The organism is Caldimonas sp., assembly GCF_046289365.1.
In the GTDB taxonomy this organism is placed as follows: Bacteria; Pseudomonadota; Gammaproteobacteria; order Burkholderiales; family Burkholderiaceae_C; genus Caldimonas.
The window spans coordinates 1-2353 of the sequence record NZ_JBKBVU010000315.1; the positions used below are offsets into that span (position 1 = coordinate 1).

The 2353-nt window shown below is 69.7% G+C and carries 3 protein-coding genes; all 3 read right to left on the reverse strand.

What is annotated here, in order from left to right; all coding sequences use genetic code 11:
* A partial coding sequence (locus ACK42S_RS17490) for a 4-hydroxythreonine-4-phosphate dehydrogenase PdxA (protein WP_409710614.1) occupies positions 1 to 797 on the reverse strand: 797 nt, incomplete at its 3' end.
* A gap of 10 nt (positions 798 to 807) precedes the next feature.
* Positions 808 to 1281: an aromatic-ring-hydroxylating dioxygenase subunit beta gene (locus ACK42S_RS17495; protein ID WP_409710617.1), complete on the reverse strand. Its 474-nt coding sequence runs from the start codon at positions 1279 to 1281 to the stop codon at positions 808 to 810.
* A gap of 1 nt (position 1282) precedes the next feature.
* On the reverse strand, positions 1283 to 2353 hold a 1071-nt coding region (locus ACK42S_RS17500), incomplete at its 5' end, for an aromatic ring-hydroxylating dioxygenase subunit alpha (RefSeq protein ID WP_409710620.1).

The window sequence follows — 2353 nt, forward strand, 5'->3', positions numbered from 1 at the left end:
GGCGCCAGCAGTTTCACGGGAATGTGCCCCTGGTCGTGGAGCATGGCCACATACAGGTCGTGGGCGCGGCGGGCCAGCATCGCATCGGCGCCTTCGGGGCCGTCGACCCGGTGGCCCTCGGCCCGCAGGGTCGCGACGGCCGGGGCCACCAGGGCCCAGTCCTCGGGGCCGAAGAGGCCGCCTTCGGACGCATGGGGATTGAGCCCGAAGACCCCGACGGCCGGCTGTGGCAGGCCCAGCAGGCGACAGGCCCGCAGGCCCGCGCGGGCTGCCGCCGCCACGCGCTGCGGTGTGATGCGCGTCAGCGCCGAAGCCACGCTTTCGTGCAAGGTCACGTGCACGATGCGCAGGCCACCCCCCACCAGCATCAGGAAGACCTCGTCCTCGCGCAGGCCGCACACGCGCGCCACCAGGGAGGGATAGCCGCTGAAGGTTATGCCCGCCCGGGCAATGGCCACCTCGTGGTGCGGGCCGGCCACCACCGCGTCGTGCTGGCCGGCGCGGCAAGCCTGCAGCGCAGCGGTGGCCGCGGCCACGGCACTGGCGCCCGCCTCGGCATGCACCAGGCCGGGACGCAGGGCCGAGGCGGTGGGCTCGGGCGTGGCAACGCAGGCCACACGCTCGAGCAGATCGCCCAGGCCGAGCTGCTGCGCCGTGCGGTCCAGCACTCCGGGCGGGCCGTACAGGGTCAGGTGCACGCCTGCCTCGCCCTGCAGGGCCTGCACCGCCTTCAGCGCGATCTCCGGGCCGATCCCGTTGGGATCGCCCACGGCCAGGGCCAGACGCCGTGCGCTCATCGTCCGACCCTCACAGCGGCAGCGCCAGCAGGGTGTCGATGACGGTGCTGTCGCACACGGCCACGCGCTCGGCCAGCAGCAGGCGCCCCCCTTCGCGCACGAAGCGGTCGTGGTAGGCACCGGTGGCAAACAGCTCGGTCTGGCCGGTGGCCATGATGCGTGCCACCATGAACGGCGTGCGCGCTTCGATCGCCGCCGGGTTGCGAGCCGTGATCCACGGCATGCCCAGCAGGTGCCGGTAGCGGTGGCGCTCGTAGATGTTGGCCTCGCGCAGCGCCGCCACACGGTCTTCGAGCATGGCGCGCGAGTCGGCATAGACGATGCCGGCCGGCAGGCCCTCGCGATGGTTCTCCGCGTGCGTGATGCGGTAGTGACAGCCTTCGGTGAAGAAGCCGGGCCAGGACTCCAGGGCGTCGCCGTCGATCGCATCGGCATAGGCAGCGTTGAAGGTGCACAGCGCGATCAGGTCGTGATGGGCATCCATCTCACACCCCCATCAGGTTGCGGTAGGCTTTCCAGAAGCCACGCACCGAGGCCTCGGTGGCGCGGCCCTCGCTGGAACAGGCCAGCTCGCCGCCCATCTCGAGGACCGCCTCCTGGTCGCGGGCCCCGGCGATGCCGCGCTGCACGAAGCCCCCCACGGCCCCGTCCTCCATCGAGATAAACCCCGCCGGGCCGATCAGGTTGGCCTGTTTGAGCCTGACCTGGCGCTGCTCGGGGGTGTCGTCGGCATAGCCGAGGTAAGTCCAGTTCAGCTCGCTGCGGCCCGTGCCCTTGGGCAGCACCTGGCGCACGGCCAGGCAGTTCTGGATCTGCTGCAGCACGAAGCCGGGAAACACCGAGAGGATCTGCAGCGTCACGCCGTCGTCGAACTCCGGGAAGGCCTGCAGCAGCGTGGGGTCCTTGAGGCGGTAGCGGTCCGTGTCCGAACGCAGCCCCTGCTCCTTGTAGGACGCATCCTTGGCCTGCGGGTCAATCATCGAGTAGCTCACATGGTGTGCGCCGCTGTCGTCGACGATGACGCCACCCTTTTGCGACAGGCGGTTGAGCTCGAAGGTCGTGAAGAACAGATGCAGCAGGCTCGCGTGGTAGCTGTCCTTCACGTTCTCGACATAGAGCTTCCAGTTGTTGGGCAGGGCCTGGGTGAAGCGGCCGATCACCTGCACCGGTTTGTGCAGCACGCGCTCGATGCGCTGGCAGATCTCGTCGCCGAGATAGTCCTCGATGCCGGGCACCTCGTCATGGAAGCTGCCGAACACCAGGCCGCAAAAGCTGGCGATGCGCAGCTTGCGTGGGCCGTGGTCCTCCTTGCAGAAGCCCGGCGGCATGCCTCCCTGGCCCTTCACGCCCTGCTCGAACGCCACCCCGGTGAGGTCGCCCTGGCGGTTGTAGCTCCAGGCATGGTAGACACACTGGAAGCTTTCGGCCCGGCCGGCTTTCTCCAGCGCGATCAGCGCGCCACGGTGCGCGCAGCGGTTCTCGAAGCCGTAGAGCTCGCCGTCGCCGTCGCGCACGACCACCACCGGGGTCTCGCCGACGAAGGTGGTGCGGTAGTG

Coding starts and splice junctions, on each gene's coding strand:
- ACK42S_RS17495 (WP_409710617.1), bottom strand. CDS start 1,281: ATGGATGCCCATCACGACCTGATCGCGCTGTGCACCTTCAACGCTGCC.